At 56.1% G+C, this 24,977-nt stretch carries 19 protein-coding genes; 10 read left to right on the top strand and 9 right to left on the bottom strand.

From position 1 onward, the window contains the following. The first annotated feature begins 60 nt into the window (after positions 1-60). The 4 genes from lexA to HF921_RS00230 all read left to right on the top strand — a co-directional run bounded on the left by lexA (position 61) and on the right by HF921_RS00230 (position 4,732). Positions 61-681: a transcriptional repressor LexA gene (lexA, locus tag HF921_RS00245; RefSeq protein ID WP_064219441.1), complete on the top strand. Its 621-nt coding sequence runs from the start codon at positions 61-63 to the stop codon at positions 679-681. A 205-nt stretch (positions 682-886) separates the two neighbouring features. After that, positions 887-1,735 carry a thiol:disulfide interchange protein DsbG gene (dsbG, locus tag HF921_RS00240; protein WP_064219442.1) on the top strand — a complete coding sequence of 283 codons (849 nt, stop codon included), beginning with the start codon at positions 887-889 and terminating at the stop codon, positions 1,733-1,735. Continuing rightward, the gene (gene pepN / locus HF921_RS00235) at positions 1,723-4,359 is read left to right on the top strand and encodes an aminopeptidase N (protein WP_226834230.1); all 2,637 of its coding nucleotides are present in this window, start codon (positions 1,723-1,725) and stop codon (positions 4,357-4,359) included. Before dsbG ends, pepN begins: the two co-directional genes overlap by 13 nt. A gap of 31 nt (positions 4,360-4,390) precedes the next feature. Continuing rightward, complete coding sequence (locus tag HF921_RS00230; RefSeq protein WP_064219443.1) at positions 4,391-4,732, top strand: hypothetical protein; 342 nt, start codon at positions 4,391-4,393, stop codon at positions 4,730-4,732. A 12-nt stretch (positions 4,733-4,744) separates the two neighbouring features. Here the strand turns inward: HF921_RS00230 and HF921_RS00225 are convergent, their stop codons facing one another. From HF921_RS00225 to HF921_RS00195, 7 genes are all read right to left on the bottom strand, one after another. Next, entirely contained in the window at positions 4,745-6,217 is a 1,473-nt protein-coding gene (locus tag HF921_RS00225) for a CYTH and CHAD domain-containing protein (RefSeq protein ID WP_215892499.1), read from the bottom strand. Next, positions 6,201-6,839, bottom strand: a complete 639-nt coding sequence (locus HF921_RS00220; RefSeq protein ID WP_215892500.1) for a ParA family protein — start codon at positions 6,837-6,839, stop codon at positions 6,201-6,203. The genes HF921_RS00225 and HF921_RS00220 overlap by 17 nt, the downstream gene beginning before the upstream one ends. Positions 6,840-6,851: 12 nt before the next feature. Then, positions 6,852-8,957 carry a polyphosphate kinase 1 gene (gene ppk1 / locus HF921_RS00215; protein WP_064219446.1) on the bottom strand — a complete coding sequence of 702 codons (2,106 nt, stop codon included), beginning with the start codon at positions 8,955-8,957 and terminating at the stop codon, positions 6,852-6,854. Next, complete coding sequence (gene folD, locus HF921_RS00210) at positions 8,950-9,816, bottom strand: bifunctional methylenetetrahydrofolate dehydrogenase/methenyltetrahydrofolate cyclohydrolase FolD (RefSeq protein ID WP_064219447.1); 867 nt, start codon at positions 9,814-9,816, stop codon at positions 8,950-8,952. The genes ppk1 and folD overlap by 8 nt, the downstream gene beginning before the upstream one ends. Positions 9,817-10,059: 243 nt before the next feature. Next, entirely contained in the window at positions 10,060-13,140 is a 3,081-nt protein-coding gene (locus tag HF921_RS00205) for an efflux RND transporter permease subunit (RefSeq protein WP_064219451.1), read from the bottom strand. Between the two features lie 10 nt (positions 13,141-13,150). Next, positions 13,151-14,242 (bottom strand): efflux RND transporter periplasmic adaptor subunit, encoded by a 1,092-nt coding sequence (locus HF921_RS00200; protein ID WP_064219448.1) that lies wholly within the window; start codon positions 14,240-14,242, stop codon positions 13,151-13,153. 43 nt (positions 14,243-14,285) lie between these two features. Beyond that, entirely contained in the window at positions 14,286-15,839 is a 1,554-nt protein-coding gene (locus tag HF921_RS00195; RefSeq protein ID WP_215893080.1) for an efflux transporter outer membrane subunit, read from the bottom strand. A 218-nt stretch (positions 15,840-16,057) separates the two neighbouring features. On the opposite strand from HF921_RS00195, the gene HF921_RS00190 reads away from it, so the two are divergent. Further along, complete coding sequence (locus HF921_RS00190) at positions 16,058-16,840, top strand: tetratricopeptide repeat protein (RefSeq protein WP_215893079.1); 783 nt, start codon at positions 16,058-16,060, stop codon at positions 16,838-16,840. Positions 16,841-16,906: 66 nt separating this feature from the next. Here HF921_RS00190 and HF921_RS00185 read toward each other — a convergent pair whose 3' ends face one another. Together HF921_RS00185 and ppc are read right to left on the bottom strand one after the other, a co-directional pair. Then, positions 16,907-17,485 carry a Maf family protein gene (locus HF921_RS00185; protein WP_064219826.1) on the bottom strand — a complete coding sequence of 193 codons (579 nt, stop codon included), beginning with the start codon at positions 17,483-17,485 and terminating at the stop codon, positions 16,907-16,909. Between the two features lie 11 nt (positions 17,486-17,496). Next, on the bottom strand, positions 17,497-20,286 hold the full coding sequence (ppc, locus tag HF921_RS00180) for a phosphoenolpyruvate carboxylase (protein WP_064219825.1): 2,790 nt from the start codon (positions 20,284-20,286) through the stop codon (positions 17,497-17,499). 302 nt (positions 20,287-20,588) lie between these two features. On the opposite strand from ppc, the gene hfq reads away from it, so the two are divergent. The 5 genes from hfq to HF921_RS00155 form a co-directional block, all read left to right on the top strand. After that, positions 20,589-20,855, top strand: a complete 267-nt coding sequence (gene hfq / locus HF921_RS00175; protein ID WP_064219824.1) for an RNA chaperone Hfq — start codon at positions 20,589-20,591, stop codon at positions 20,853-20,855. Positions 20,856-20,902: 47 nt separating this feature from the next. Further along, the gene (gene hflX, locus HF921_RS00170) at positions 20,903-22,177 is read left to right on the top strand and encodes a ribosome rescue GTPase HflX (protein ID WP_226834229.1); all 1,275 of its coding nucleotides are present in this window, start codon (positions 20,903-20,905) and stop codon (positions 22,175-22,177) included. Between the two features lie 14 nt (positions 22,178-22,191). After that, a complete protein-coding gene (gene hflK / locus HF921_RS00165; RefSeq protein ID WP_064219822.1) occupies positions 22,192-23,385 on the top strand; it encodes an FtsH protease activity modulator HflK in 1,194 nt (397 codons plus the stop codon). Beyond that, entirely contained in the window at positions 23,382-24,254 is an 873-nt protein-coding gene (gene hflC, locus HF921_RS00160; protein WP_064219821.1) for a protease modulator HflC, read from the top strand. The genes hflK and hflC overlap by 4 nt, the downstream gene beginning before the upstream one ends. Then, positions 24,251-24,977 (top strand): ATP phosphoribosyltransferase regulatory subunit (locus HF921_RS00155; protein WP_215893078.1); only part of this gene is annotated, 727 nt, incomplete at its 3' end. The genes hflC and HF921_RS00155, both read left to right, overlap by 4 nt.

Raw genomic sequence — 24,977 nt, 5'->3', positions numbered from 1 at the left:
ACTGTATAAAAATATAGCCGTTATATGGTTTACTATTCGCCGGTCCTCAGGAGATGCTGCATGGACGAACTCACCCTCCGACAGGCCGAGATTCTCGCCTGGATTCGTGCCCGCATGGCAGAAGACAATCTGCCGCCCACCCGTGCTGAGTTGATGCGCGCTTTTGCCTTCCGTTCGCCCAATGCCGCCGAGAGTCATCTGCGGGTGCTGGCGCGCAAGGGCTATATTTTGCTGCAGGGTGGTACCGCCAGGGGTATCCGCCTCTGTGCGAGCGCGGAAGAGGAGATCGGCTTACCATTGATCGGGCGAGTGGCGGCCGGACAACCCATGCTGGCTGAAGAGTTCCGGGAGGGGGCGTTGCCCGTCGACCCCCGGCTTTTTTCGCCAGGGGCTGATTATCTGTTGCGGGTGCAGGGGATGAGTATGCGTGACGCGGGTGTTCTCGATGGCGATATTCTCGCCGTTCGTCACGAGGCGGCACTTACGCTTCAGGATGGCCAGATGGTGGTCGCGCGGGTCAATGGTGAGGTGACGGTCAAACGCTGGAAGCGGGATGGTGATCAGGTCTGGCTGCTGCCGGAAAACCCCGAATTTTTGCCCATTTCGGTAGATTTGCAGCGTGACAACCTGAGGATCGAGGGTATTGTGGTCGGACTCTTGCGCATCGGAGGTAAGCTATGAATTCATCTGCGCATGGTAGTCGGCAAGCATGCTCTGGTGGCATGTTTTCTGATGGGAACCAATGTCTGGGTATGGGGCCCCTAGTGATTCAGGGCGACTTTAATGGATGGTGGTCGTCTGGCTTTTACTATGGGCACAGGTTTAGAATCTCAGCATATCGTCATTCGTCATTACACCTCACCAAAATATAAGGACGTATCCATTCATGGAGAAAAAATCCATTGCGTTGGCCGTGGCCCTTTTTATCATCGGCGGCCTTACCGGCGCTGTCGTGGACCGTTTTGCAATGCCCCACATGGGAACGGAAGTCAGCCTTGGCGCCGCGGAAAGCTTGCTGGAATCCGTGACCCATGGGCAGGCCAAGGCTGAGAAGGTGTTCCCCGGCCCCGGGGGATTAACCGGGATCGAAGTGACTCTGGAAGGACGTCCGACTATTGCCTTTGCCACTGCGGATGGCAAATATCTGGTTGCCGGCCCAGTCCTGAATACGCAAGGTACGGACGAAGCGCATGCGGCGATGCTGAAGCTTGGTCTGATTCCCAAGCCGACAAGCCCTGCGACCATGGCCGCGAAGGCTGCTCATACCGACAGCTTTGTGCTGGGCACCAGTGGACCTGAGGTGATCGCTTTTGTTGATCCTGATTGCATTTTCTGCCACAAGTTTTATGAAGAGGCTAAGCCACTGATTGACGCCGGCAAGCTCAGAGTGCGTTATGTGGTGGTGGCGTTCCTCAAAAAGAGCAGTGGCCCTAAAGCCGCTGCTATTCTCGGTGCCAAGGACCCCGCTATCGCTATGGCGGAAAACGAAAATAGCTTTAATGAGGGAACGGAAGAGGGAGGTATCGAGCCTGCTCGAAATCCCGGCATAGCCACCGTTAGCGCCGTAAAAAATAATACCAGGCTGCTCGGTGAGAGCGGTGAAATGGCTACCCCCACCCTGATCTACTGCGATCAAAAAGGTGCGGCCACCCTGATACATGGCTTGAACAAAGAAAGTCTCAAAGATTTTGTTGCACACCTTGGTAACCTGCAAAATGGAGCATGCCAGAAGTGACCATATCCGGGACAAACGCAGTCGTGGTTCAGCGCGGCGATTACAAAGTACCTAGTTATCAGATCTCTGAAATCGCCCTTGATCTGCGTTTGGACCCGGAAAATACGGAGGTGTCTGCCTGTCTTCATTTTCAATGCACCGCTACGGCGCCGGTTACCGAATTGCATCTGGACGGCGAGTCCCTGGAACTGTTGAGTCTCCAGCGGGATGGCCGGACTCTGGCAGAGCATGAATATCGACTGACCGACGCGGGATTGGTGCTGTTGAACCCCCCGGAATCTTTCGTTCTGGAAAGCAGGGTACGCATACATCCTGCGGCCAACTCCACGCTTTCCGGCCTCTATCATGCGGGCGGGCAATTCTTGACCCAATGTGAAGCGGAGGGTTTCCGGCGCATTACCTACACCCTGGATCGTCCTGATTGCCTCGCCCGCTTCACGGTCACCCTGCACGCCCCACAAAAAAATTGCCCGGTGCTGCTCGCCAACGGCAACTGTATGGCCACGGGTGATGAGGAAGACGGCTGGCACTGGGCCCGCTGGGAAGATCCTTATCCCAAACCGGCATACCTCTTCGCCATGGTGGCTGGTGATCTGGCGGTGGTTCGCGATCAGTACCGTACCGCTTCCGGACGGGACGTGGTGCTGGAAATCTATGTGGCTGAACGTGACACCGGCGCCTGCGTCCAGGCCATGGACAGCCTCAAGCGCGCCATGCACTGGGATGAGGAGGTCTATGGTCGGGAATACGACCTGGACCGCTACATGATTGTTGCTACCGACAGCTTCAATATGGGCGCGATGGAGAATAAAGGCCTCAACATTTTTAATGCTAAATATGTGCTTGCCAGCCCGGAGACCGCTACGGACAACGACTATCAGGGCATTGAGTCAGTTATTGCCCACGAATATTTCCACAACTGGACCGGCAATCGAGTGACTTTGCGTGACTGGTTTCAGTTGAGTCTCAAGGAGGGCCTGACCGTGTTTCGCGATCAGGAGTTCAGTGCCGATCAGAATTCCCGTGGTGTTCAGCGCATCGATGATGTGCGCCGTTTGCGCGCTGCCCAGTTCCCGGAGGATGCCGGCCCCCTTGCGCACCCGGTGCGGCCCGATGCCTATTCCGAAATCAATAATTTCTACACGGCGACGGTCTACGAAAAAGGCGCCGAACTGGTGCGGATGATCCACACCCTGTTGGGTAACGCACAGTTTCGCCAGGGCATGGATCTCTATTTTCAGCGACACGATGGTCAGGCGGTTACCATTGAAGACTTTGTCGCCGCCATGGAAGATGCCAACCAGCGCGATCTCTCCGGTTTTCGTCGCTGGTATGGCCAGGCGGGAACACCGATCCTGCGCGCGACCGGTAGCTATGATCCGGCCCGGCATAGCTATACCCTCACCCTGCGTCAGGAAACCCCGGCAACGCCTGGGCAGTCCGTTAAAGAGCCGGTACCGATCCCCGTGCGTATGGCGCTGCTCAACACCCAGGGGCAACGGGTCCCGCTGAATGGAACTGACCGTGAAAGCATACTTTTACTGGAGCAGACTGAACAGTCATGGACTTTTGACAACCTGCCTGATCCAGTGATTCCCTCCCTTCTGCGCGGCTTCTCTGCACCGGTGCGCCTCGAAAGTCCGTTGGATGACGATGCCCGTAGTTTTTTGGCCAGCCACGATGATGACCCCTTCAATCGCTGGGAGAGTATCCAGGATCTTGCGGTAAAAGCCTTACTCGCCACCGTGGCTGATGCATCGCTTGCTTCACTGCCAAGCGCCCTGCGGCATGCTGTCGCGGCGACCTTAGGTGATGCACAGATAGACCCGGCCTTCCGTGCCGAACTGCTTTCACTCCCCAGCGAGGATTATATCGGCGAGCAGATGCCGGTGATTGCCGTCGAAGCCGTTCATCACGCGCGCGACAGCTTGATGCGCACCATCGGTATGCAGTTCGTGCCCGAGTGGATGGGGTTGTATCACGATCTTGCTGCGACCTATCAGCGCGACGGTTTGTCTATCGGTCGTCGGCGCCTGCGTAACCTGGCCCTGAGTTATCTGATCGCCGGCGACCACGAAGGTCACGAGGGAATGGCCCTGTACGCCCGTCAGCAATATGCCCAGGCCGATAACATGACGGACCGCTTGGCCGCTTTTCAGTTGCTGGTACAGCATCGCCACCATGATGCCGAGGATATCCTGCTCGACTTTTACCGAAGGTGGCATGAATATCCGCTGCTGATCGACAAATGGTTTGCGATACAGGCAGCCACGCCACGCCCGGAAACCCTGCGTCAGGTAGAGCATTTGCTCGTGCATCCTGCCTTTGATTGGCGGGTACCCAATCGGGTACGTGCAGTGCTTGGTGGTTTTGCCGCCAATCCCACGGTTTTCCATGCCGCAGATGGTTCGGGCTATGCCTTTTACGCGGAACAACTCCGTCGTCTTGACGATCTTAATCCACAGACGGCGGCGCGTCTGGCAACACCCCTGAGCCGTTGGCAGCGTTATGACGCCCCACGTCAGCAGGCTATGGGCGAAGCCTTGAAAATGCTCGCGGGCAAGCCTAAGCTTTCCCGCGACTTGGCAGAAGTCATACAGCGTTCTCATCCCAATAAACATTAAATGTATTCAAATAGATAAGGAGACATAAAAGATGTCTATAGATCGTCAACTTGCCCTCTCCAGAGCATTCCTGCTGAAGGACGAAAATAGCCTGGATGCAGCAACAATGGCGGTTGCGGAGCAGTTAAGTGGCAAGATGAATCTCACGCTCGGCGAGGCGGTCAGTGTTCTGGGCAATAACCAGATCGCCGAGGTGGCGGGTTTCTTAAGCGAGAGTCTGAACTGTCAGCAACTGGAGCAGGTCTGCGACACTGACACTTATGATCTGGAGCAGGCGCGCGAGTGGGGAGTAACAGAACCGCAATATTGTCTGGCCCACGAAATTGCCTTGATTGCGCATATGACCGAACACAAGCGCGAGGGGTTGGATTAAATATTGACGGAATCAGCCCCACGGCCGTGGGGCGTTCTCCAGCCGCTCCCAATACCTGGAGAATTTTTTGCGTTGTCGGTTCTCCCGTGCATGGAGATAGCCCATCAGCATCCCCGCACTGAAAGCGAGCCCGTGCTTGCGGCTGGTAGCCAGCCCCGCCAGATGCTGTCTTGCCATATCGGCGTCATGGACAGCACCAGAGATTTCTTGTAGGGATGACAGCAGTTTGAGCAGTGTTTTACTGTCTTTGCTGGGCCATATATCGCCAAGGGCGATGATCACATAGCGCCAGTTCTTGATGCGTATGCGCAAGGCATGAAAACTGGTGGCGGTCTTGGCTGCGGCTCCCGCCGCCATTAATTGGCGATCCTGACGCCGCAGATGCATTTCTGCGTAGTGTTGTAGATCCTGATCACTGTATAGCGCTGCACGCAGCAGCCGTGCCCAAAGCTTCAGAATTGCGGCGACGCACTGGCCGAGATGGGCAGGTGTTGCTTCGGCTTGCTCTATCAACCAACTATGCAGCGGGATCACTTCGCTGCCCGTAGCCGTGGCCAACGCTTCCCAATACATGGCGAGCACTTCATGGTCACGTCGTATATTTTGTTGATGAAACCAGGCAGCCAATTCCTGAGCGGTGCTGGCGAGATGGCTGTCAGCATCCAGAGCCCGGCAGAAACGCAGCAGCGCGCGCAGGCTACGGACGGTTTTGCGCAACTGATGTAAGGTCTTCGTACTATTATCGGCTGAATGTCGCCGGGCTTCGCTAATCGCTTGTTGACTTTGTTGGATCAGCAGGCGGCTGAATGCTTTTCCGGCATTTTCGTGGCGGCGTAGCGGTGGTGTCTGGTAGCGCATCGCACCGACCTCGGCCGGTATCAGCCCGGCGAGACGCAAGCCCCGAAGCATCTTGCTTTCCCCATCGGGCAACAGCGGCAGATCGAGGCACAGTTCCGCGCCCATCTCTAATACCGCGGCAGCCTCTCCTGCTGCCAATTCCAACTCTACTTCGAGAATAGGTTCACGTAAGCCGCCGTTGGCAACGATTTCTCCGCGATCCAGTGCGACCAGAATCTGGCTGCCGTCCACGCGATCCACCCGACTCTCCAACCGTTCAAAACGGGTTTCGAGGATGACTTGCAAGACCAAACCCAAAAAGGGCGTGAGTAACGCCACAGCATCCGGGTCGGTAAACACCCGGAGATCAGCTTCGGAGGAGAATACGGTGACGTTCCATTCGGGACGCTGATGCAGTCCGCCAGTGGATTGGCCTTCGGCCTTGAGGGTGGCCACCCACTCTTTCTCTTCCCGACGTACACGGTAGGCTAGCCGGGCGCGCTGCAAGGCGCCATCACGGCTATCATAATAGAAAGCGTGGAGTTGCAAAGGGGAGGTTGTACCCAGTGCCAGCAGAGGATGCTGGCTGATTTTTGTCCAGGCGGCAGGGGACGGATCGAGTATCTGTAGTTTAAGCTCCTGTTCCATGCTTCCCCTCCGTTACAAAGCGCAGGAGCTGCGCCCATTGCGGTAATTCAGCGCGAGTTTCCGCCATCCGCAAATCCGCTATGCCCGCGCCCAGTTGCGCGGCTCGCACATAGAGTTGATTATCACGCAGGGTGGCCACCACCGGTAAGTGCAAATCTGACAGAAATAGTTGCAGACGCTGTCCGCCCTTGGTACGCGCATTCACGCGGTTGGCAATAACGCCCATGCGCACCTTACCTTTGCGAAAGCGTTTAATCTCATTCAGTTTTTCCAGGAAAAGACGGCTGGCGTCCATATCAAAAGAAGAGGGACCGATAGGTACCAACAGCACCTCCACCTCATCAAGCATATCTTCCAGACGTCCTTTTTTCAGGCCAGCAGGGGCATCAAAGACGACGAAATCGCTCGTTGGATAACCACGGAAATCCCGATCAGCATCGGCAATGATGGACAGCTTTGGCAGCCGCTCCGACCGTCGTTCGGCCCAGGTGCTGGACGAGCGCTGCGGATCCAGGTCAGCGAGCAGTACCGAACCGCGCAGTGCCAGCAAACTGGCGAGGTTGGTGGCAACTGTCGTCTTTCCGGCACCTCCTTTGCTGTTGAGCACCAGTACCCGGATCACGACGAAACCTTGTCACGCATGCTGGCTACTCCTGTCGTAGTGTTCCAGTAAACGGTCCTGAGCTGATTTACAGGTGGCATCGGGGGGTTTACGCAGAAAATCATACGTACCATCGGCACGCATGACCCAAGCGTTACAGTCATCCTCCAGGTAGAGCTGAAGGGTTTCTTTGAGTATGCGTGCGCGCAAGTCGGGATCGAGAATGGGTACCGCGACTTCCAGACGGCGAAAGAGATTGCGTCCCATCCAGTCGGCACTCGACATCCAAAGCTTGGGATGTCCGTCATTCCCGAAGTAGTAGACACGGCTGTGTTCGAGAAAGCGACCGACAATGGAACGCACCCGGATACATTCAGAGACACCGGGTATGCCGGGACGTAGGGCACAGGCACCGCGTACCACCAGGTCGATTTCCACTCCGGCCTGGGAGGCCCGGTACAGGGCGCGAATCAGGTCTGATTCGACCAGCGCATTCACTCGCGCGATGATGCGGCCTTTCACGCCGAGTCGGGTTTCTGCCTCGATGGCATCACATATCCCGCTGAACATGGTAAAGGGACTTTGCAGCAGGCAACGCAGTTGCGGTGCCTTACCCATGCCGGTGATGTGCATGAACAGATCGTTCATGTCGGCCGTGATGTCAGCATGTGTGGTGAGCAGGCTAAGATCGGTATAAATCCGCGCATTACGAGGATGATAATTGCCAGTACCCAGATGCCCATAGAGGCGAACCCCATCCTCCTCACGGCGTAGGACCAGGATCATCTTGGCATGTACCTTATGGTTGACCACGCCGTACACCACCTGTATACCCACCTCTTCCAGGCGTTCTGCCATGCGAATGTTATTGGCTTCGTCAAAGCGGGCCTTGAGTTCGACCACGGCAGTGACCTGCTTACCCGCCATTGCCGCTTCTATCAGTGCATCAATGATGGGAGAATCCGGGGTGGTGCGGTATAAGGTCTGTTTGATACCGATGACTTGCGGATCATTGGCCGCTTGGCGGAGAAAATCCAGTACCGGATTGAAGCTCTGGTAAGGGTGATGGAGGAGAATGGGTGCCTCGCGGAGTTGGGCAAATATATTCTCCGGGCGCATACAGACTGAGGGCAGGCCGGGTACAAAGGGTGGGAAGAGCAGATCGTGGCGAGGAACCATGTCGATGATGGCGGCCAGCCGTGATAGATTCACGGGACCCGGCAGCGAATACAGATTATCCTCAGCAAGTTCAAAATGCTTCAAGAGGTAATCGATGACCTCGCGCGGACAGTTGCTGGCGACTTCCAGCCGTACCGCCTCACCAAAAGGACGCATCGGTAATTCATCAGCGATCGCATCGAGGAGGTTGTCCACCTCCTCTTCGTCCACGAAGAGTTCACTATTGCGGGTTACCCGAAATTGATAAAAACCCTGTATCGTCAGGCCCGGAAAAAGGGTTTGCACATGTTCGTGAATGATGGAGGAGAGAAACACGAAATCATGCGGACCGGCCAGGTGCGTTGGAATCTGGATGATACGCGACAGTATCCGCGGTGCCTGCACGATGGCGATGGGGCTATGCCGCCCATAAGCATCCTGGCCCTCCAGGGCGATGGCAAAATTTAGTCCTTTGTTCTGTACCTTGGGAAAGGGGTGGGCTGGGTCAAGGCTCAAGGGGGTGAGCAGAGGTAGGACTTCACTCTGAAAATAGCTGCTGATCCAGCGTTTTTGCGCGGCCTGCCATTCGCGTCGACGCAACAGACGGATACCCTCTTTGGCCAGGGCAGGTATCAGTCGTTGGTTCAGGCAGCGATATTGCGCAGAGATAATCTCATGGGCCATTTCGGATACGGCTTCAATTTCGATATTTGGTCCGAGCATATCCGGCCCCGAAGGACCCGCACCAAATTTGCGCCGCTGCAGAAGCCCTGCCATGCGTACTTCAAAAAATTCGTCCAGATTGTTGGAAACGATGGTCAGATAACGTAAACGTTCCAGCAGGGGTACATGTGGATCATCAGCCAACGCGAGTACCCGGCGGTTAAATTCGAGGATGCTGAGGTCGCGGTTGAAGTAGAGATCGGGATTGTCCAGCGAGGGCGCCGCAGCAGATTTTTGCTGGGCAGGTGCTTCATTCATGTGCGTGTCCCATGCGTCGCTCTGCCGCAAACAGGGTATTCTGCAAGAGTGTGGCTACCGTCATTGGGCCGACCCCGCCAGGGACTGGAGTGATCCATGCCGCACGTTGCTCCGCACCGGCAAAGTCTACATCACCGGTCAAACGCCCATCTGGAAGACGATTGATGCCTACATCAATGACCACGGCTCCTTCACGAACCCACTCACCAGGTATCAGTCCCGGTTTGCCTGCCGCCGCGACGAGTAGTTCGGCGCGTCCCACATGGGCCGCAAGATCGCGGGTGAAACGGTGGCAGACGGTCACCGTCGCCCCGGCCAGGAGAAGCTCCAGTGCCATAGGCCGCCCGACAATATTGGATGCGCCGACAATCACCGCTTCTTTCCCTCCGAGCTCTATGCCGGTTTTATGAAGCAATGTCATGATTCCGGCGGGCGTACAGGAGCGCAGCAGTGGCGCGCGCAGCGCAAGGCGGCCGACATTGTAGGGGTGAAAGCCATCGACATCCTTGTCGACAGCAATGGCTTCAATGACTTCTTCAGGATCAAAATGCGGGGGCAGGGGCAACTGCACCAGGATGCCATCCACGGCATTATTGGCGTTTAATTCGGCAATATGGGCCAGGAGATGTTGTGGCGTGCTGTCTGCGGGAAGATTGGCGGAAAAAGAGTTGATGCCTACTGAAGCACAGGTATTCCGTTTTTTTTGCACATAAACCTGAGACGCCGGATCGGTTCCGACCAGCACTACCGCAAGGCCAGGGGAGCGTCCATGACGCTGGAGAAAGGCTTGACTGCGATGGGTGACCTCCGCCTGTATTTTTTTGGCTATAGATTTGCCATCGATGCGTTGCGCAGTCACCAGGACCTCTTTGCTAAGGTCTGAATGCTCAGGAAGAATTTGTGACCCATGAAAAAATTTACCTGTGTGCGAATGGCGAACCAGTCAACCCGGCAGGGAGCGGAAAATCGGATGTCCCCCAACAAGACTAGCGAGAATATTTATTCAGTATTCTTCTGGCCACCTTCCGTCTTGTCAAGTGAAAAAACCGGGATCCCAATCAGCACCCCGGTCAGCTCCATTGCGCCAAACAGCCTGCTTCCGTCAGACTTCCTGGGTGTTCCTGGGCGCGTGTAAATCCTTGGCGACCAGCATATACATGGCTGGCACCACGAAGAGCGAGAAGAAAGCGCCAATACCCAAGCCCGTAAAGATCACCAGGCCCATCTGGAAGCGACTGACCGAGCCGGGTCCGCCCGTTAGCAGCAAGGGTAGAACGCCCAGCACCATCGCCCCTGTAGTCATGAGGATGGGACGCAAACGAATGCTGGAGGCCTTCTGCACGGCTTCACGCTTGTTGAGTCCTTCTTTCTTCTGAATTTCATTGGCGAACTGCACGATAAGAATACCTTGCTTGGCGATCAGACCAATCAGTGTAATCAGCCCCAATTCTGTATAGATGTTGATGGAAGCCAGCCCCAGGCTGATGAAAATCAACGCACCACTGATGGACATGGGTACCGTGATCAGCACGATCAGCGGGTCGCGGAAACTCTCGAACTGTGCGGCCAGCAACAAATAAATCAAGATGATGGCCAGTGCAAAGGTGGTTAGCAATGCACCCGACTCTTGCATGTATTCACGAGATTGACTCGCATAGTTCAGAGAAAAATCCTTGGGCATGATTTTTTCTGCCGCAACCTTGAAGAACCGTAAGGACTCGCCCAAGGTAACGCCAGGCTTGGGCACCGCCTGTATGGTTGCCGAGTTGAGTTGCTGGAACTGTGGCAAGTATTGCGGTTCGACCTTGGTTTCAATGGAGACTACGGTAGATAAGGGCACCATCTGACCGCTACCGGTGGCGATGTAATATTGCTTCAAGGCGGCTGGATCGAGGCGGAAATGGTCCGGGACCTGGGGAATGACCTTGTAGCTGCGGCCTTCCATATCGAAACGATTAACATAGTTGCCGCCCAGCAGGGGCTGTAGATCCTGGGCGATGTTCGCCATGGTCAGCCCAAGGGTGGCGGCCATATTCCGATTGATCTTCAACACGATTTCAGGATTGTCGATACGCAAGTCCTTGGTGACATAGAAAAACAAACCGCTTTTGTAAGCTTTTGCGATCAATTGGCTAGCCACCTGATCGATTTTGCCGTAGCTGCCTGGGCTCTGCAGCACAAATTGCACCGGCAGACCGCCTGCCGAACCGGGCAGAGACGGTGGTAAAAATGAGGCTACCTGGAGTCCCGGGACACTTTGCAGGGCGCGCTGGGTCTGTGGCTGCAATTGCATCGCCGTCGTGGAGCGTTTGTCCCAATTCGTCAGGTTCATGCCGGCGAACAGGCTGTTGGAGCCGCCGCCGCTGCCCACCGATATGCCGGTGACCATGAAGGTTGCCCTGGTTTCAGGATATTTATTCAACACCTTTAGAACCTGTTGTCCATCATTGGCCAGCCGATCCGGCGTAATGGTTGGGCCACCCGTGCCGGCATTAAAAATGATGCCCTGATCTTCGGCTGGGGCCAATTCGGATTTCGAGGTGTTAAACAAAAAGTAGATACTTCCGAATACTACCGCGGCAAAGAGCATGGTGACCGGCACATAATTCAGTGTACTGCCTAAGATACGGTCGTAGAAATTGCGCAGACCAGTGAAGCGTTGCTCGATAAAGTGTTCAAAGCCATGTTCCCTGGTTGGGTGTAATATCTTACTGGAGAGCATCGGCGATAACGTGAGCGCTACGATCATGGACACTAAAACCGTAGCCACCAGCGTAAACGCGAATTCACTAAACAGACTGCCCGTCAGTCCTCCCATAAATCCGATGGGGGCGAATACGGCGATGAGCGTGGTGGACATGACGATGATCGGCCCTCCCAGCTCCCGTCCGGTCATTAAAGCCGCTGTAAAAGGGGTTTTCCCTTCATCAATATGTCGATGTACGTTCTCTACGATGATGATGGCGTCGTCCACCACCAGTCCGATGGCCAAAACCACTGCCAATAGGGTCAGCAGGTTGATGGTGAAGCCCATGAACCAGGTGATCAGGCCGGCGCCCACAATAGACAGGGGGATGGCGATCGCGGGTATGAGTACCGCACGGAAAGAACCCAGGAAGAGGAAAATGACCAGCACCACCACGGCAAGGGTGATTCCAATGGTCATGACGACTTCATCGATGGAAGCCTTGATGAAAGTGCTGGCGTCATAAGGAATGGCCATATGCACTCCGGGTGGCAGGCTTTTTGACAGTTGTGCCAACGATGCTTTCACCCCGGAAGCCACATTCAGAGAGTTGGCCGAGGGCGCCTCCTGAATACCGATAAATGCCGCTGGTTTGCCATCAAAAAAGGCCTGAGAGGTGTAATCCTGTGCACCGAGTTCCACTGTGGCCACATCTTTGAGCCGGATCAGGGTGTTGCCAGATTGGCGCAGAACCAGATTGCGGAATTCACCCACATTATGCAGATTGGTGGTCGCGACGATGGTGTTTTGTACCGTCTTTCCCCGCGTTTGTCCGACAGCGGAAATGAAATCGTTCGCGGCCAATGCTTGTGAAACCTGCGCGGCGGTAATGCCCAGCGCCGCCATTTTCTGCGGATTCAACCACACCCGCATCGCGTAGGTATTCCCGTTACCGGCGCCTGGTGGCAGGATCTGCGCTTCGCCTACGCCCGGTACCGAGGCCAGTCGCGGTTGGGCCACCCGCAGCAGATAGTCGGTAATTTGCTGCTGACTGAGTTCCTGGCTGTAGAAGGCGACATAGAGCAGATCTGTCAGGTGACCATTCGTTACGCTGATGACCGGTAGTTGACTGCCGGCAGGTAACTGATCCGTTACCTGCTGCACTTTCGATTGGATGTTGGCGAGCGCTGCGTTGGGGCTGTAATTCAACCGCATGTACACGGTGATGGTCGAGGAACCGTCCGAGCTGTCGGCGGTCATGTAGTCTATATCTGGTGCGCTGGCGATCACTTTTTCCAGACGTGCGGTGATGAAGCCTTGTACGGTATTTGGGCTGGCGCCGGGGTATGCGGTCTTTATGCTGATGACCGTGTTGACGAGGGCCGGATATTCACGGACTGGCATCATCGAATAGGCGTGCAAACCCAGCAGAAAAATGACGAGGCTCAGGGCGGTAGACAGTACCGGGCGGCGAACAAAAATATCGGTAAAAGTCATGTTCTGCGCCTCATGCATCTTTCTCGTTGCTGATCTTGACGAGACTGCCATCCACCAGTTTTACCTGTCCCGCAGTGACGACCATATCACCGGCCTTAAGGCCAGAGACGATATTCACCTGTCCATTACGCTCCTTGCCGCTCTTGATGACTTGTTGATGAGCAACTTCCACGGTCTTGCCATCCTGCGTCACCTTTTTAACCACATACACATAGTTGCCGAAGGTGTTATAAGAAAGAGCGGAGACGGGCACCGTCAACACTTTTTCTTCGATATTGCGGATTACGGTGATCTCGCCAAAAAGTCCGGGGCGCAATACACCTTGCGGATTGGCAATGGTGGCCTGCACCGCAATTTGCCGTGTCGCGCTGTTCACCGATGCTCCCAATGCGGTCACTTTTCCGTCGAAAATCTGACCCGGGCGTGCATTGGTTTCGACTTGCACCCGCGTGCCCACATGAATATCCCGTAGCTTACTTTGCGGTAAGGTGAAATTCGCATGGAGCGGATCCCAAGATTGCAGGTCGACAATCTTGGTGCCGGGTGTGAGATATTGCCCGATATTCACCTGGCGGATGCCCAGATAACCGCTGAAGGGCGCGCGGATGGCCAACTTGTTCAGTGTTGCACGAATATTTTTGAGCGTAGCCACGCTGCTTTGGTACGTAGCCACAGCGGAATCCAGTTGTGATTGGCTGGCGGCTTTGGTGGCAATCAGTTCGTGGGTGCGGTGTAGATTGATCTGTGCCAGACGAAGTTGTGCCTCATCGCTCGCCAGTTGTGCCAGCTGGTTGCTGTCGTCAATTTGCACCAGCACCGTACCTGCCTGGACATGATGACCAGAATGAAAATGAATGGCGGTCACATTGCCGGCTATCTGCGGGGTGATTTCCACCCCTTGCACCGCCGCCAGAGAAGCTATGGCCTGCAGGCGAGGATGCCAAAGTTCTGTTTTGGCCGCGGTAGCGCTGACCGTCATGACGGGTTTTGGCATGTGCGCCATGGCCTCGGAAATCTTCTCGTTAACGAAGATCTTGAAGCCAAAAATACCTCCAAAAACAATGAGTAGGACGATAATGACAATAATGAATGCTTTTTTCATGACCAGTCTCCGCGGCGGATGGCTGTGCTGAATGCATGATTGCTCATGGGTTAGCCTGCGTTACCGGCAATGTACCGGCATCTGAATGGGAATTTTGTGGGACGCCGGCGGTGCGGGGGGCTCGGTGCCCCGGTTTGTTCCACCAGCCACCACCCAGAGCGACGAGCAGCGCCGCGGTATCCTGATAGCGCTGCGACTCAGCCTTGATTTCAGCAATCCGGGCATGATCATACTGTACTTCGGAGGTCAGCAGGGTGAGATAATCAGAGGCTCCCGCCCGATAGCTCGCCTGGGCCAGTTGCAACGCCTGGGTGGCTGCCAGAAACGCTTCTCGCTGCGCCGCGAGAGTCTGTGCATCATGCTCCACCGCACGCAAGGCATTCGCTACCTGATCAAAGGCGCTGAGCACCGTACTTCTGTAAGAGGCGTATACTACGTCATAAGCGGCGTGCGCTTCGGCTTTCTGCGCCTCCAATTTTCCGCCCTCAAAAATCGGTTGCGACAGGGCACCCACCAGGCTCCAGATGCTGCTCACCGGGTTGAAAAACAGCCCCGGGTGCGTTGCTGTGGCGCCGAATGCGGCGCTGAGTTGGACGGTAGGATAAAACTGCGCACGCGCCTCTCCGATCATCGCATTCGCCGCCCGCATCTGCGCGAGTGCGGCGCGGATATCCGGACGCTGCTTCAACAATTGCGAGGGGAGGCTTATCGGCAGTTTTTCCGGCAGTTGCAACTCTTCGAGGGTAAAGCTTTTGCGTCTGGCGTTCGCAGGAAAGTTTCCCACCAGAATGGCAAGCTCATGACGATAGATGGCAAGTTGCTGCTTCAGCGGTGGCAGCGTCGCCATTTCAGTGGCCAGTTGACTGCGTTGATTCACCACGCTGACATAGCCGATGGCTCCCGCCCGGTACTGGCTCTCGGTCAGTTGCAGAAGTTTCTTTTCCTGGGCAATGATGGCCACGGTGGCACGAAGCTGACCTTCCGTCGCCGCCTCATCGATGGCGGTGGTGACAATGTTGCCGGTCAGAGTCAGCCGTGCCGCTTCCAGTTCCCACTGTTGATACTTCACCAAGGCTTCACTGTTGCGATACACCAGGCGGTTGACGCCGAAAATATCCGGGTAGTAGGTAACGCCGACGCTGCCGGTGATCAGGGAGTAGTGAAAACCGCCGCTCCTGCCAAAGGCTGCGGCGCTGGCCTTGCTGCGATTCGCCTGAAGATTGCCGGTTATCTGCGGGTAAAAAATGCTGCCATTCACTTTCGCGGTGGCCTGCGCTTCGCGCAGTTGCGCCTGTGCCTGGGCGATGGTCGGGCTGTTTTTCAGCCCGACGGCGATCAATTCGTCCAGCGCTTTGGCGTGAAAGAGCTTCCACCATTCTTCGTGGAGTTCTTTGCCATATTCCATCTCCTGAGCCTGGCCAGCAGGACCACCCCCGGGCGCTACCGTTTGTTTGATGCGCGCAGCAGCGGTATAGGGTGTTTTATCCAGTGGCGCCTGGGGAACACGCAGTGGCGGCTCGAAGCTGCAGGCCGCCAGATTCCCTGCCAGCACGGTAGCCAGTGCCGCGGCAATGGGTCTTGGCAATGGTTTTTGCACAGCAACACCTCTCACAGGCCTATACCGACCGGTCAGTATAATGGCGATAATTCCATCTGCTGTCAAACTTACCCGGCATTTTTCTCGTAGTAAACGCAGGGAGCCGGTTGCTGAGCGATGCGGGCAAAAATGCCTGCTGATCCCGCGTGTGTGATGCTCTTGATTTAGACAGGGTTTCACCGCATATTCAGATCACGACATTTTGGTTGGAGGAGCGTATGCAATTAAAACTTTTTGGACTCATTGCCATTGCCTTGATGCTGGTCGCACCGGCAGCGTGGGCTGAGCCGAGTGTAGCACAAGTCACGCAGGCTGTGCAGGCGGGTCGTTTGGATCAAGCGCAGAGCATGATGCGGAAAGTATTGGTGGCACATCCGCAATCTGCAGAAGCGCAATATCTGGAAGCGCGTATTTTGGCGCGTCAGGGTAACTGGGCCGGGGCGGCAGCGGCCTTGCAGAAATCGGAGCAACTTGCACCCGACATGCCCTTTGTGAAACCGCAGGTGCTGACCTCTTTTAAGAAATCATTGCAGAGTCATGTGAATAAACCGATTGGTAAGGTCGGCAAAAAAAGTCACTGGGGTACAGTGCTGGCGTTTTTCCTGGGGCTCGTCGCGTTCATTGCGCTGATATCCATGTTCTTGCGCCGCCGCCAGCAGGCGAGCATGATTTACCGTGGACAGCCTTCCGCGCCTTTCGGGGGCATGAACGGTTATGGTCCCGTGAACCCGGGTGGGGCCATGGGCGGCATGCCGCAGCAGGGGGGTGGGCTGGGGTCCAGTCTGGCTTCCGGGATTGCCACTGGTGTTGGTGTGGGCGCCGGACTGGCAGCCGGGCAGGCACTGGCAGGCAGTCTGTTTGGACACGACAACGAATCGGGTAATGCAGTCGGTGATGGCAGCGACAATGACCTGGGCTTGACGGACGATTCTTGGGGCAATGACCAGTTGGCGTCCAATGACGACTTCGGACTGGATGACGGCGGAGACAACTGGGGTTAAGCCAGTTGCTTTGCGCAATCGGAGGGGCATCATAGTGATGCCCCTTTTTAATGTCCTTTCAGGGGGTTATGGTAGCGGGTAACCGAGTTTGCGCAGCCCTCGACAGAGGGTGATCAGCGGCAAACCCATCAATGCGTGGGGGTCTTCTCCTTCCATGCGCTTCACCAGACTGATGCCCAGCCCCTCGGAGCGGAAACTTCCGGCGCAGTCCAGTGGCTGGTCTCGCGCTACATAACGCTCAATCTCTATGCTCGTTAGAGTGCGCAGGACGATCCGATAGGGCACCAGAAATATTTCTGTGCCGGATGCGGCGGCAATGGCAATGCCGTTGAGAAATTCGACGGCCTGACCCTGCATCCAGCCCAGTTGTTCCACGGCCCGTTCGGCATTCCCCGGTTTGCCGAGCATGCGGGTACCACAGACCGCCATCTGATCGGCGCCGATAACCACTGCCTGGGGATTGCGGTGCGCCACGGCCTGCGCCTTGGCCTCTGCCAGCCGACAGACGAGGGCCTCTGGCGCCTCGTCCGGTAATGGGGTTTCATCGATCGCCGAAGCTTCCACGCGGAATGGAATTTGCAGACGTTGCAACAATTCCTGGCGGTAAGGGCTGGCGGACGCGAGGATTAATTCTGGCAGAGACACGCATCTCCTCCTTATCCGGTGTTGCGCTGTCCGGCAGAAATGGCATTGATGGTGCGCAACAGGGGGTCCAGCCATATCTCGCGGAACTCGGGCGGTGCGTCATCGTTGCGATAACGGTGCAGCAAGGCGAGTTGAATATGGTTGAGTGGCTCCATGTAGACATTGCGTCGCTGTAGGGAAAACGCCAAGGTCGGATTGTCGGCGAGTAGTTGCTTTGATTCGGTCATGACGAGTACCTCGGCCAAGCTGCGCTCGAATTCGGCACGAATCTTCTGATATATGCCGGCGGCAACCTCCTGATCTCTGGGTAAACCGGCATATTCGCCGGCGATAGCCATATCCGTTTTGGCCATGGCCATGATGATATTGCTCATGAGTGCCCGAAAGAATGGCCACTGTTGGTACATATCCTGTAAAACTTGCAAGCGCTCCGGCTTGTCCTCCCGCCACTGGGCGAGTGCCGAACCCAGTCCATACCAGGCCGGCAGAATATGCCGCGATTGGGCCCAGGCGAAAATCCATGGGATAGCCCGGATAGAAGACATGGAACGATCCCCTCGCTGGCGATGGGAGGGACGCGACCCGATGTTCATGTGGGCGATCTCGTTAAGCGGGGTGGCCTCGTAGAAATAATCCATAAAGCCCGGCGTGTTTTCAGTCAGGTCACGGTAAACCGCCTCTCCGGTGCGGGTTAGCTCCGTCATAATCCGCAGGTGGTCCGGGTTGTCACTGGATACGGACCGAACCAAACCAATGCTCGCCTTGATGAGACCGGCCGCACCCACGGTCAATTCATAAATCGCCGTCTCCAGATTGGCATATTTAAAGGAGAGCACCTCTCCCTGCTCGGTGATTTTGATCTGTCCGCGTACGGTATCCGGCGGTTGGGCCAGAATGGCCTCGTAGGTGGGGCCGCCACCGCGCCCCACGCTGCCGCCGCGGCCGTGGAAGATACGCACCTGAATCCGGCGTTTGTCTGCCAGGGCAGCCAGCCGCATTTGCGCCTGATACAGGAACCAACTGGAAGAGAGAATGCCGCCATCCTTGCAGGAGTCCGAATATCCCAACATGACCTCCTGGGTATCGTCCTGACTGCGGAGGATCTCGGTATAAACCGGGTTGTCCAGCAAGGTGGACATCACCGTGTCCATGCGTTCGAGATCGTGGATGGTCTCAAAGAGTGGCGTGACGGCAATCTCACTGTAGAGCCCTTGTCGTGACCAACCGGCCAGGCCGAACTCTTTGGCGAGGACCAGCACTTCCATGATGTGGCTGGCCTCGTGTGTCATGGAGATCACATAATTGCCGAAACCGGCTGCGCTGACTTCACGACGCAACTGGGCGATGCAACGGAACATGGCGCAGGTCTCGGCCGCCATTGGCGACAGATCGGGCTGTTTTTCTACCAGCGGACCGGGTCGGCGCAGCGCTTCCGAGAGTACCAGCAGGCGAGTCTCTTCCGGTAGTTCCAGGTAGTTGACGAAGCTGGGCACGGCTGCGAAAAGTTCAGCGATGGTGCGGGAATGTACGGTGGATTCCTGACGAATATCCAGGTTGGCCAGATGAAAACCGAAGGTTTGAACCAGCCAGATGATGTCTTGCACCTCGTGATCGGCGATGTAGTCATCATTGTGGCCCCGCAAGGAGTCGCGCACGAGCAGAAGATCGTCGAGGAAATCTTCCGCGGCCGCATAAGCCGGACCAGAGGATTCGTTGAGGACCTGACCATTTTCCAACTGCCGGAGCCGCAGATCAAGGCGCGTCATCACGTAGCGCAGTTTGCGCCGATAAGGCTCGCTGGGAAAGCGTTGATCCACCCATTCGGCGAGTTCCGGGAAGTCATCGGCATCACGTTCCAGGGAGGCCAGCAGGATGGGAGAAATGGCGCAGAAACGGCTGGAATGCCCGAGCAGTTGGTAGAGATCGTTTAAGCGTCGCTGATATTCACGCAACACTTCGATGCTTTGGGTACGCAAGGCCCAACCGGTAATGGCCGCCGTCACATTGGGATTGCCATCGCGGTCACCACCGATCCAGGAGCCGAAGCGGATGAAAGCCGGGATGTCGATATCGTCATTGCCAAAGACCCGTCGCGCCGCACGCCGCGCCGCCTGATAGGTGCGCGGCACCGCTTCAAAGAGGCTGTCGCGGAAGTAGAAAAGGCCGTTCTCGACCTCATCTTGCACCTGTGGTCGGTTGGCACGCACCTCCTCGGTTTCCCAGAGAATCTGGATTTGCGCCTTTAAATTGTCGAGAACATCCTGTTCTTCCTCATCATTGAGCGATGGATCGTCGAGCATTTTGCTGGCTACAAAGATGCGGCGCAAACCATGAAGTACCGTCCGTCGCTTGGATTCGGTGGGATGTGCCGTGAATACCGGCAGGTAGCGCGTTTGATCCAAGAGAAATTGTATTTGCCCGGAGTTGATACCTTGATTTTGCAGTTCGCGGAAGGTTTCTTCGAAAGAACCGACCCACAGCCCATCCTTCTTTTGTAGCAAGCGGCGGCGATGCAGGTGCTGGAACTCTTCTTCCGCAATGTTGACCAAGCTAAAGTAGGTATTGAATGCGCGTATCACCAGCACGAGATCATCTTGGGGCAGCGCATCCGTGAAGCGCGCGAGACGACTACGCAGGCGGAGATCCTCTTTTTTGTGCAAACGGATGTATCCCTGGCGAAGCTGTTCTACGGCGTTGAATACCCGGGCTCCGGCTTGCTCGCGCAGGACTTCGCCCAGCAAATTGCCGAGCAGTTTGACGCGGGCGCGGAGCGCCTTGTCATTGATGGTCGTTTTTTCCACGGTTCCGTCTCCTTATTGGGTGCCACATCAGGGGCGATGACCACCGGGTCGTCCACTGACAACTAGGGGTGCCTGGGGCTGTCTGATTTTGCATCTAACGTAATGGGAAGCGTGCGACAGGTCAATTCATGACAAAAGCTGATTGCCGCTTCGCCCTGGGCAGATGTACTGTATCGCGGCTGCACAAGCATGGCATTTGCTTTGTTTTTGAGTTAGTCTAATTGCCCTGCAGTGCAAGGAGTCCCACAGGCTTTTTCACTACCCTAGAAGCGCCATGAAGCTATAGTTCAAGGAGATAAAAAATGGCCGGACAACAAAAAGGACAAGTTCTTCAGGACCCTTTTCTCAACCTGTTGCGTAAAGAGCACGTTCCTGTCGCCATCTATCTGGTGAATGGTATCAAGCTGCAAGGCTTTGTGGAGTCCTTTGACCAGTTCGTTGTATTGCTGCGCAACAATGTGAGTCAGATGATTTACAAACACGCCATTTCTACGGTGGTTCCCGGTCGCGATGTGCGTTTGCCCTTGCCAGAAGGTGAAGGCGAGAGCAGTACGGAAGAAGAGGCCTGATTCTGGCGAATACCGCAGTTGCTGTAGCCGCGCCTCAGGAGCGGATTTTGCTCGTCCATGTGGTATTACAGGGTGAGACTGATCCCGACGATGGGGCAGAGTTTTCACATTTGGCCACAGACAGCGGCGCGGAGGTGTTGGCATTCCTTTCCGTGCAGCGCGATCGTCTCGATCCGGCGACTTTTCTGGGGCGTGGCAAGGTAGCCGAACTGGCGGAGCAGGTTTCCGATTTGTCTGTAGACCTCGTGCTCTTCGATCGGGTCCTGAGTCCTGTGCAGGAGCGCAATCTGGAGCGCGCCCTCCAGTGCCGGGTCGTCGACCGGGTGGGTCTCATCCTCGATATTTTCGCGCGACGAGCGCATACTCACGAAGGCAAATTGCAAGTGGAATTGGCGCAGTTGACACGCTTGCGGACACGCCTCATCCGCGGTTGGACCCATCTGGAACGCCAGCGCGGCGGCATCGGATTGAGAGGTCCGGGTGAGACACAATTGGAAACGGATCGTCGTCTCATCGGCGAGCGTATTCGCTCCCTGCGCGAACGTCTGGTCAAGGTGGCTGCGCATCGGGCAACTCAGCGGCGGGCGCGTCAGCGGGCACCACTACCAACGGTCGCTTTGGTCGGCTATACGAATGCCGGTAAGTCCTCCCTCTTCAATGCCCTCACGGAAAGTTCCAGTTACGCCGCTGATCGCCTGTTTGCGACCCTCGATCCCGCCATACGGCGTTTGCAAATTGCGGGGCACGAAGCCATTCTTCTGGCCGATACCGTCGGTTTTTTGCGTGATTTGCCGACGGATTTGATCGCCGCTTTTCGTGCGACTTTGGAAGAGGTGAACCAAGCGCAGTTACTTCTCCATGTGGTAGACGGGAGCGCTCCCGACCGTGATGCTCAAATTGCCGCGGTGGATGCGGTTTTGACAGAAATCGGCGCAGATGAGATCCCTCGTCTGTTGGTGCTCAACAAGGTGGATTTGACAGGAGATGCACCAGGAAATGTATATGAAGGCTCTGGCAACCTGATGGCGGTGCGTGTCAGCGCCCGCTCTGGTGCCGGTATACCCGAGTTGCTGCGGGCGATGACGCAGCGTGTAGGGCGATCCATGCTACGTGCAGAACTGACGTTGACGCCTGAAGAGGGTGCCTTGCGTGCCCGCTTACACCGCGTGGCCAGTATTGTTGAGGAAAGCTTTGATGATCAGGGCATGGCACATCTGATTTTTGATATTGATGACCTCACTTGGCGGCGCATGCGTGCGCAAATGCACAGTAGCGGTTGTCAGGCGATGGATGCGCCCCCTACAATACCGGCCGATGGCTGAGGAAGGAGAGTGGTATGCCGTGGAGTGATCCGGGCGGAAACGGAAACAAGAACGATAATAACCCATGGGGACGACGTCCCAATGCGCAAAAGCCGGTTTTTGACATCCAGAAAATCACCCAAGAGTTGAAAAAACTGGGTGGTATTTTTGGTTCTGGTGGTGGCCGTGGCGGCGGTTCGAAGATGGATCGCAAGTGGCTGCAATTGCTACCTTTTCTGGCAGTTGCGATACTGATTCTGTTCTGGGTTGCCTCGGGTATTTACGTCGTGGGACCCGATGAAGAGGGGGTGGTGCTACGTTTTGGCAAAGAGGTTGGCATCAGCCAGCCCGGTTTACACTATCGGCTCCCATTCCCTTTTGAGCGTGTGTATCTGCCTAAAGTAGCGCAAAGCCATCGTCTGATTCTGGGCTATGGTGGTGCCGCTGATTCACTGAACCCCGGCATGATGCTGACTGCGGATGGAAGCGTGGTCGATGTCCGTTTTGCCGTGCAGTATCGAATTACCAATGTCAGTCATTATCTGTTTGCCACCACGAATCCGGATCAATTGATTTCGTATGGTGCGGAGTCCGCCATGCGTGAGTTGGTGGGGCGTAGCAAGATTGACGATTTGCTGACATCCGCTAGAGGCGCGATTGAACAGCAGGCCCAGCAGATCACCCAAAATCTGCTGGATCGCTACCATGCGGGGGTTACCGTCAACTCTGTTCAACTACTGCAGGTGGCCCCCCCCAAGGCGGTCCAGCCAGCGTTTACGGAGGTGACGACCGCACGTGAGGATATGGAGCGGGTGCGTAACGAGGCGCAAGCTTATGCGAGTTCGGTGATTCCCGATGCTCAAGGAGATGCTAACGCCATGGTGACGAATGCCGAGGGCTATAAGCAGCGGGTAGTGGATCGTGCCAAGGGGGATAGCGCACGTTTCACGGACATCCTCCAGGCCTATCAGAAAAATCCAAAGGTGGTGAGTGAACGGATGTACTTACACACCATGCAGGATATTCTGAGTCATACCCAGAAAGTGATTATTGAGAGCAAGGGGCAGCCCGTGATTTATCTCCACATGCCCGTCAAGGCCCCCATGGCGGTCAAGAGTCCGACGAACTCTGCAGCAGTCACGGCGCCAGTTGTGTCCATCCCCTCGCCGGTAGCACTAACGAGCAGCCCGGCGCCTTTGCGAATTCCGATCTCGGGAGCCAGATCATGAAGAACTGGGCCTGGAGTTTGATTGTTGTGGTGCTCGCCTTGTTGTTACTGGCCTCCGCGAGCTTTTATTCGGTGCGCATGACCCAGACCGCGGTAGTATTGCAGTTTGGTAAAGTGGTACGGGTGACGGAAGCTTCTGGGCTCCATATGAAATGGCCGCTGGTGCAAAATGTGGAGTTCATCGATAATCGTTTAGCAAGCTACAGTACGCAGCCGGAATCATTTTTGACGGCCGAAAAAAAGCCGGTGCTCATCAGTTTTTTTGCCGAATGGCAAGTAGTCAATCCACTGGCTTTTTATACCCGCCTGCATAACGATGCGAGCGCACAAAGCCAGATTGGTGACATTGTGCGCTCTTCTTTGCGGGGCGAGATCGGTACAATGACCTTGGCGTCGGTGATACAGGGTAACCAGAAGAAGATAACGGAGCCGGTGCTGGTGGCGGCCAATCGGCGCCTTCGATCCCTTGGCGTGCATCTGGTCGATGTGCGCATTATGCAGGTGGGTTTGCCCCCGGCGGTGCTGCAGGCCGTCTACAAACGGATGGAGGCTGAACGTACGCAGGAGGCCAATGCTTATCGCTCGCGGGGAGCCGCGGATGCCGCCGAAATTCGCGCCAGCGCGGACAAGGAAAAAACCCAGATTATGGCGGATGCCTATCGGCAACAGGAAGAGTTAAAGGGGCAGGGGGATGCTGAGGCGGCTTCTATCTACGGTGCGGCATATGGCAAAGATCCAGCATTCTTCTCTTTTTATCGCAGCCTGGAAACATATCGTCACAGCCTGGGGGACAAGGATATTCTTGTGCTTAGCCCGGATTCGCCATTTTTTAAATATTTTCGCCATTCGCTGGAGCCGGCAGGCAAATGACGCGTCCTGAATCTCCCCCAACCTGGTTGTTGCCGAGTGGTTTTGAAGACGTCCTCCCTGCACGTACGGAGGCGCTGGAGTACTGTCGCCGGGCTTTGCTTGATCTCTACGCACAGTGGGGCTATCACCAGGTTATCCCACCCCTGGTGGAGCATCTGGAGAGTTTGCTGACTGGAAGTGCCGCAGATCTCGACTTGCAGACCTGGAAACTGTTGGATCAGGACAGTGGTCGGCTGGTGGGCCTGCGTTCGGATATGACGCCGCAGATGGCCCGTATAGACGCCCAGACCTCCTCCGCGAAGGAGCTTCGACGTCTGGCTTATGCTGGCACAGTGCTGCGCGCCAGGCCCGATTTGCTCGGTGGGAGCCGTGCCCCGTTTCAGATAGGGGCCGAGCTTTTCGGGGTGGATGGTCCGGAGGGAGATCTGGAGGTCCTTTCTCTGATGGTGGAGAGCCTCATCCACTGTGCAGTACCGAATTTGTTGCTGGATATCGGGCATGTGGGTATTTCCCAGGCGCTGGCGGACGCGGCGGGTCTGGAAGGTGCGCTACGTGCGGACTTGCTGCAGCATGTCGAACGCAAGGCTTGGCCGGATGTGCGGGCATGGCTGCGGGAGCACCATTGCGGTACGGAGCTCAGCGCAGATTTTGATGTTCTGTCGCGCTTACACGGTGAATTCGACGTATTGGAGCAGGCCCGCCAGCGTCTCGGGCATCACCCGG

Origin of the sequence: Acidithiobacillus ferriphilus, from assembly GCF_018854775.1 — a bacterium.
GTDB lineage: Bacteria > Pseudomonadota > Gammaproteobacteria > Acidithiobacillales > Acidithiobacillaceae > Acidithiobacillus > Acidithiobacillus ferriphilus.
This window is presented reverse-complemented; position numbering and strand designations above follow the sequence as displayed.